Raw genomic sequence first — 7133 nt, 5'->3', positions numbered from 1 at the left:
TCGCGGCGCCGGCGCCGCGAAACCGCAGGCCCCGGGCGGCGCGATATTGGATAGCCTTGGACACGGCAACCTGAACGTCGTGGCGGACGTGATCCGGCTGGAGTCCTCTCCGTTCCAGCTGCCGAATGCCCTGGTGCCGGCCGAACGCCTGATGCTGGGCTTTTCGTCCGTGTCCCTGGACGCGGCGCAGATGGTCTCCGGCAGGGCCCGTGGCACCCTGTCCGTCTATCACGGGCAGGACGGCTACACCGCGGAACACGGCTGGCGCTATCGGGGCGGCGACCTGCTTATCCGCACGCCGCTTCTGACCGGCGAGGCCGGTTCGGTCATGGCGATCAAGGCCGGCGGCTTGATGACCATCGCCGGCACGGGCGCGGCTCCCGCCGCGCGCAATGCGCTGGGCGCCAGCATGAGCCTGGCCGGCCGCAGCGTCCTGCTGGATACGGCAGTGGTGCTGCCTTCCGGCAAGCTCTCGGTCAAGGCTGACGGCGATATCGTGTTGGGCGCGGACTCCCGGATCGACCTGTCGGGCCGCGAGGTGCGTTTGCTGGACGCGTTGCGCTACAGCTGGGGCGGCGACGTGGAACTCCAGAGCATGGCGGGCAATGTCACGCAGGCGCAAGGCGCGCTGATCGACGTGTCGGCGCGCAACAACCGCGCCGGCCGCATCCAGGCCATTGCGCTGGGCGATGCCGGCGGCCGGGTGGATCTGGGCGGCGCGTTCCGCGGCTCGGCCTCCGGCATGTACGACGCAGGCGGCACGCTGGTGCCGTACGACAGCGCCGAAGCCGTGGTGCGGGCCCAGACCGTGGCCGACTTTGCCGGCCTGAATGCGCGCCTGACCGAAGGCGGCGTGTTCGGCGCCCGGCGCTTCCAGATCAAACGCGGCGACCTTGTGGTGGGCGACGAATTGCGGGCCAGGCACGTCGAATTGGCGCTGGACGGCGGCAGCCTCACGGTCAATGGCCGCATCGACGCCAGCGGCGCACAGGTGGGCAGCATCCGCCTGGCCGCCATGCGCGACCTCGTCATCAACGGCGTGCTGGACGCCCACGGCACCGGGCAACGCGTGGACAGCTACGGCAAGATCATCGACAGCGTCAACCGCGCCATCGTCGACCTGACCTCGCGCGAAGGCACGCTGACGCTGGGCGCCGGTGCGCGGGTGGACCTGAGGGCCGGCACCAACGTGAACAACCCCGACGGCGTGACGCGCGGCACGCTGGACCTGAATGCGCGCCGGCTGGGTGGCGGCGCCGGGCAAGGCGCCATCGCCGGTTCGGGCGACGGCGCCAGCGACGTGGCCGTGGTGGTGGCGGGCAACCCCGTCATCCAGGGGGCCAGGACGATCGCGGTGAACGCGTTCCGCCGCTATGACGACGCGCCGTTGGCGGCCGCGCCGGACGTGACCGGCAAGCGGCCGCAAGAGGTCTCGCAGGGCTACCTGGACGGCATCGACCTGCAGAGCCAGTCCTTCATGGCCGCAGCGCTGGGTAATCCGGCGTTGGCCGCCCGCCTGTCCGGCCTGGGCAACTATCACTTGCGTCCCGGCGTGGAGGTGGTCAGCGCCACGCCGGACGGCGACCTGAGCGTGGTCGGCGATATCGATCTGTCCAATTACCGCTACGGTCCGAACGCCGATCGCATGACGCCCGCGCGGCGCGGCTATGGCGAACCGGGCGTGCTGCTGCTGCGCGCGGGCGGCAACCTGAACATCTATGGCAGCCTCAACGATGGCTTCGCGCCGCCGCCGGATTCGCCTGACGATGGTTCCGGCTGGCAATTGGTCGAGGGGCGCGTTGGATCGCAGGCCGTGACGCCTTTCGGCGGTGACCTGGTGGTGCCGATCGACGGCGTGACGCTCGAAGCCGGCAGCGCCTTCCCGGCAGGCAGCACGTTGAACTACGACCTGCCGGCCAGTGCCGCCAGGTTGCCGGCGGGCACCGTGCTGCCCGTCGCGATGACGCTGAACGCCGCCCTGTCGCTGCCGGCAGGGTTGGTGCTGACCGGCGACGTCACGGCCGCGGACGGTAGCCTGCTGCGCGCCGGCACGGTGCTGGCCGGCGAGGTCACGCTTGCGCCTGGCTCGCGCTTGGGGGCGGGCTTTGTCCTGCGCAGCCAGGCTTCCGTGCAGGCATTCACCTGGCCTAAAGGCATCGCGCTGCCAGCCGAACTGGTGGCAAGCGGGCGCATCGCGTTGGCGCGGGGTTCGCTGATTCCCTCGCAGACCAAAGTGGTGCTGCTGGAAGGCAAGCCGGTGGACTTGCGTCCGAAGGGGCTGGACGGCAAGCAGGGCCGCAACTGGGCGTTGGCGCCTATGCTGGGGCCGGACGCCACCGCGTGGAGCCTGACCGCGGTGGCTGGCGCCGATCTGGGGTCGGCCGACGTGCGCGCCCGCAACGTGCTGGGCAAGGGCGACCTGGTGTTGGCCGACACCCATTACGGGCAGTCGGCCCGTGCGACCGAAACCATCAAGACGATCTTCGTCGGCGTCATGGTGCTGACGCAGGCGGGGGCGGACGAGTTGTTCGGGGATTCCAGCCTGGTGGGCAAGCCGATCAAGGAATTGGCCGAGGAATGGGGGTTCGACTGGGAAGAGATGTGCGGCTGGGGCGACTACTGCAAACCCGCGCCTCGCACGGTCTCGGAGGCTGGCTCCCTGATGTGGTGGGGCGACTTGAGCTGGGTCGGCAAACCGGTGGAGGAACTTGCCGTGGAGATAGGCCTGACGCCAGAGGATCTCTGCGCGGATGCCGCCCACTGCGCGGGCGGCGGAAAGTCGGAAACCATTGTCACCCGCGAATTCAAGTATGCCTTTGGCTCGCCCGCCTTCAGCGTGCTGCGCACCGGCGCCGGCGACCTGTCACTGCTGGCCGGCCGCGACGTAGGCATGGCCTCGCTGTACGGTGTCTACACAGCAGGCCGGCCCACCTCGCTCGGCGCGGCCGACGCGCGCTTCAACCTGCCGCGCGGTCAGGACGGCAAGACAGGCCCGCTTGGCTTGATCCAACTGGACGGCAAGTATGACGCGGCCTTGTCGGTGTACCAGGCCTGGTATCCCGACCAGGGCGGCAACCTGACGGTGGCGGCCGGGCGCGACGTGTACGGCGATGCCGTGGGTTCCATGGCGGACAGCGGCATCTCGGTGGCGGGGTCGCCCGGGCGTGCGCGTTATGCCAGCACGGCGACCGGCAACTGGTTGTGGCGTCAGGGCAGTATCGGCACGCCGGGCGTGGCCGACATCGCGCCCAGCTGGTGGATCAACTTCGGCACCTATGCCGTCCAGGGCGGCTTCGGCGGGGGCGACAAGGAACCGAGGCTGGTAGGTTTCACGGGCTTCGGTACGCTGGGTGGCGGCAACGTGAGCATCCATGCGGGGCGCGATGCGGGGCTGCGCGATGCGCGTGGCGACGCGGCGCGCTATGTCAACGGGGTGGAACCGCGGTCGCAAGGGTTGACCGCCGTTGTCGGCAGCACCGGGCGGGTGGTCGACGGCAATTTGCTGCTGACGGGGGGCGGCGATCTGGACCTGCGCATCGGCGGCAGCCTCAACCCCACGTTGAGCGCCACGCAGTTGAATGCGACGGGGCCGCATCCCGGCGGCACCGACCACCTGGACTTGAACGGCGTGCTGGTCAACCTGCGCGGCCGGCTGGCCTTGTCGGCCGGCCAGATGGGCGGCATGGATCTGCGCTACGGCGACGGCGCGGGGCTGCGCGCCTCCGACCCCTATGCCGTGGGGGGAAGCCGGCCGATGGGTGGACCGAGGCTGGTGCTGGGCGACGCGACGGCGTGGATCGACACGCGCGCCGACCTGGTGCTGGGCGGCGTCAGCGACCCGGGCCGTGTCACGCAGGTCAATTCCAGCCCCTATCAGCGGACAGGCGCCGCGCAGCTCGTGCCGGGCGGCGGCGAGGGCTGGTTCACGCTGTGGACGCCCGCCACCGCCGTCAACCTGTTCTCGGCCGGCGGCAACCTGACGCCGATGACCGTCACCAACAGCCGGTTCGCCGGCGACGAACTGCTGCCCGAATACACGGCGGTCGGGGCGCTGGGCCGCAGCTACTTCATCTACCCATCCATTCTGCGTGCCGTTGCGGCTGACGGGAACATCATGCTGGCAGGCAATGCCACGGATGCGGACAATCCGGTGCTGCTGCTGGCGCCATCGCCTGCCGGCCAGCTGGAGATGCTGGCTGGCCGGTCCATTCTGGCCAGCGGCGCCCACGCGGTGTCGATGTCGGGTGCCGACGCGCCGCTGCCTACGCCCTTGCGTCCGGCCTTCAGCGCGTTCGAGGCCAGCGGCCCCAACTTCAATTTCATCCTTACAAACACCAGCAGGGAAGGGATAGGGCGGGGGGACGCCTGGTATGCCAAGCCGTTGTTCGTGTTCGGGCCGGGAACTCCGCTGGAGCGCGCGCTGCATGCGGGTGACGCCTCCGTCGCCAGGTTCTACGCGGCCTCGGGCGACATCGTCGGTCTCAAGACCGGCGCGGTGGTCGACATGTCGCGATCCGCCGTCGGCGGGGGCCTGCGCAGCACAGATACGTGGTACGAGGCTGCGGTACCGGTATCGGTGCGGGCTGGCCGCGACATCCTGCAACTGGACGTCACCGCCATGCACAACAACGCCCGCGACCTGTCGCAGATCGAGGCGGGCCGCGACATCGTCTACGCGAATGCGCAGGTAGCCGGCCCCGGCACGCTGCTGATGCAGGCCGCGCGCCAAGTACGGCAGGACGACGCGGCCAGCGTGCGCAGCCTGGGTGCGATTGTGCGCGGCGATACCCGCCTGGGCGCGGACCTGGCCGTGCTGGCCGGCGTGGGCACTGCCGGCCCGGACTACGCGGGCTTCCTGTCGCGCTATCTCGACGGCACGCGTGAGCTGCTACCTGGAGAAGGACTCGGCGGCAGCCCGGACAAGGTGGCGTTGGCCTACGGCGGCGAACTGACGCTGCGCGCCTGGTTGCAGACCCAGTTCGGCTATGCCGGCGACGACGCCAGTGCGCCGGCGGAGCTGGCACGCCAGCAGGCGCTGCGCGATGCCGATCAGGGCAAGGCCAGGCGCGACCTGACGCGCGATTTCCAGCAGGATAGTGGCCTGCACCTGGTGAACTGGCTGCGCACTCAGCACGGCTACGACGGGAGCGCGGAGGGCGCAGGCGTGGCGCTGGCGGCGCTGGCGCCGGCCGAGCGCGGCATCTACGCGCGCCAGCTGTTCTTTGCTGAACTGAAGGAGGGCGGGCGCGAGTACAACGACGCGGGTGGCCAACGCTTCGGCAGCTACCTGCGCGGACGCCGCGCCATCGCGGCGCTGTTCCCCGGCACCGATGCCGCGGGCGCGCCCCTGCGCTACGACGGCGGCTTCACGATGTACGGCGGCGCGGGACTGCGCAGCAGCTTCGGCGGCAACATCCAACTGCTTACGCCGGGCGGCCAGCAGGTCCTGGGCGTGGAGGGCGTGGCGCCGCCGGCCAGCGCGGGCGTGGTGACGCAAGGGCAGGGCAACATTCAGCTTTATGCGCAGGGCAACCTGCTGCTGGGCCAAAGCCGCATCATGACCACGTTCGGCGGCCATATCCAGGCGTGGTCGGCCGAAGGCGATATCAACGCCGGGCGCGGCGCCAAGACCACGGTGCTGTACACGCCGCCGCGGCGCGTGTACGACGCCTACGGCAACGTTACGCTGTCGCCTACCGTGCCGTCCACGGGCGCAGGCATCGGCACGTTGGCGCCGATTCCGGAGGTGCCGGCGGGCGACGTGGACCTGATCGCGCCATTGGGCACGATCGATGCGGGCGAAGCCGGCATCCGCGTGTCGGGCAACGTCAACGTCGCGGCGCTGCAAGTGGTCAATGCCGCCAACATCCAGGTACAGGGCGATAGCAAGGGCATTCCGGTGGCGGTGACGGTCAACACCAACGCATTGACCAGCGCCAGCGCGGCGGCGGCCACGGCGTCCACTGCGGCGCAGGACGTCATGCAGCGCGATCGGTCGACGGCGCGGCAGAACCAGCCGTCCCTCTTCAGCGTTCAAATCCTGGGTTTCGGCACCGAGCCGCTGCCGGCCGGCAGTGGCGGGGAAACGCCGCCGCCCAAGCCGCCGGCGCCGTCAGCGTCTTACGACCCCGCCAGCGCGGTGCGGGTATTGGGGTTGGGGGAATTGCCCGCGCGGGCGCGGCAGCAGTTGACCGAACGCGAGCAAGACAATCTGGGTCAGCTGTCGCCATGATGAATCCGATATCGACGGGAAGCCGGTGGCCAGCCCCCGCCATGCCGCCGCCCTGGCGCGAGGGCGAGGCGTGGCGCACGCCGCGTCCGCCGGCATGGCCTGCGCCGCAGGCGTCGGTACGCCATGACGAAACGGCGGACAGGCCCAGGCAGGCGCAAGCGAGCCACGCTGCCGAGACCGATACCGCGGCGCGCCTGCGCGAGCATCTGAGCGGCAGTTACGCCACGCTGCATGGCCGGCTTGCCCGGCGCCTGGGCTGCGCCGACCTGGCGCGCGAATGCTTGCACGATACGTGGCTTCGATTGACGCGGCCGGTGGCCGGCGAGGTGCGGCAGGCGGACGCTTACGTGTTTCGCATGGCCTGCCATCTGGCTATCGACCGCCTGCGTGCGCAGGCGTCATGGCTGTCGCTGGACGATCCGGGCGCCGGGCTGCCCGAGTTGATCGACGAGACGCCGGGCCCTCAGGCCGTGACCGAGGGCCGGACGGCGCTGTCGGTCCTGTCGCGCGTCATGGAGGGGTTACCCCGCCGCCAGTGCGCCGTGCTGATCGCCCTGCGAGTGGAAGGGCGCAGCCGTGCCGATGCCGCAGAATGGCTGGGCATGTCGTTGCGGTCGGTAGACACTGCCCTGCGCCAGGCGCTGCGGCATTGCGAGAAGGCCGCTCAGGGCGTGGTGACCTGATACCCGCGTTGCTGCATGCAATTGCTATAAGCGGAGGAGACGGCCGCATTGGTCTGCGCCGTCTCGCGGCGGTCCTGGCGCTGCCGGGAGCCGCCCACCACCATCCCGGCTACCGCCGCATCCTTCGCCTGGTTCTGCCGGTACTCTTGTTTGACATCATCGTTCACCCGGTCAGAGACCTCGTCGTGTTGACGGCCGCGCGCGCCGGCGACGGCTGC

Annotated in this window: 2 protein-coding genes and 1 pseudogene; 2 read left to right on the top strand and 1 reads right to left on the bottom strand. The window is 70.3% G+C overall.

Annotation, left to right across the window (positions count from 1 at the left end; all coding sequences use genetic code 11):
* Nucleotides 1-46 precede the first annotated feature (46 nt).
* Nucleotides 47-6232 (top strand): filamentous haemagglutinin family protein, encoded by a 6186-nt coding sequence (locus HG262_RS31110; RefSeq protein WP_248293539.1) that lies wholly within the window; start codon nt 47-49, stop codon nt 6230-6232.
* Between the two features lie 41 nt (nt 6233-6273).
* Nucleotides 6274-6915: an RNA polymerase sigma factor gene (locus tag HG262_RS30570; protein WP_169274560.1), complete on the top strand. Its 642-nt coding sequence runs from the start codon at nt 6274-6276 to the stop codon at nt 6913-6915.
* On the opposite strand, the pseudogene HG262_RS30565 reads toward HG262_RS30570, so the two are convergent.
* Nucleotides 6897-7133, bottom strand: a pseudogene (locus HG262_RS30565) (hypothetical protein); the annotation flags it as partial. The gene HG262_RS30570 and the pseudogene HG262_RS30565 overlap by 19 nt on opposite strands.

Source organism: Achromobacter sp. Bel (genome assembly GCF_012928505.1).
In the GTDB taxonomy this organism is placed as follows: domain Bacteria; phylum Pseudomonadota; class Gammaproteobacteria; order Burkholderiales; family Burkholderiaceae_B; genus Achromobacter.
The sequence above is the reverse complement of the archived record's forward strand: the minus strand, read 5'-3'. Positions and strand labels throughout refer to the sequence as shown.

What these genes read in the sequence shown, in the direction of transcription:
- HG262_RS30570 (WP_169274560.1), top strand. Translation starts at nt 6,274, where the DNA reads ATGCCGCCGCCCTGGCGCGAGGGCGAGGCGTGGCGCACGCCGCGTCCG.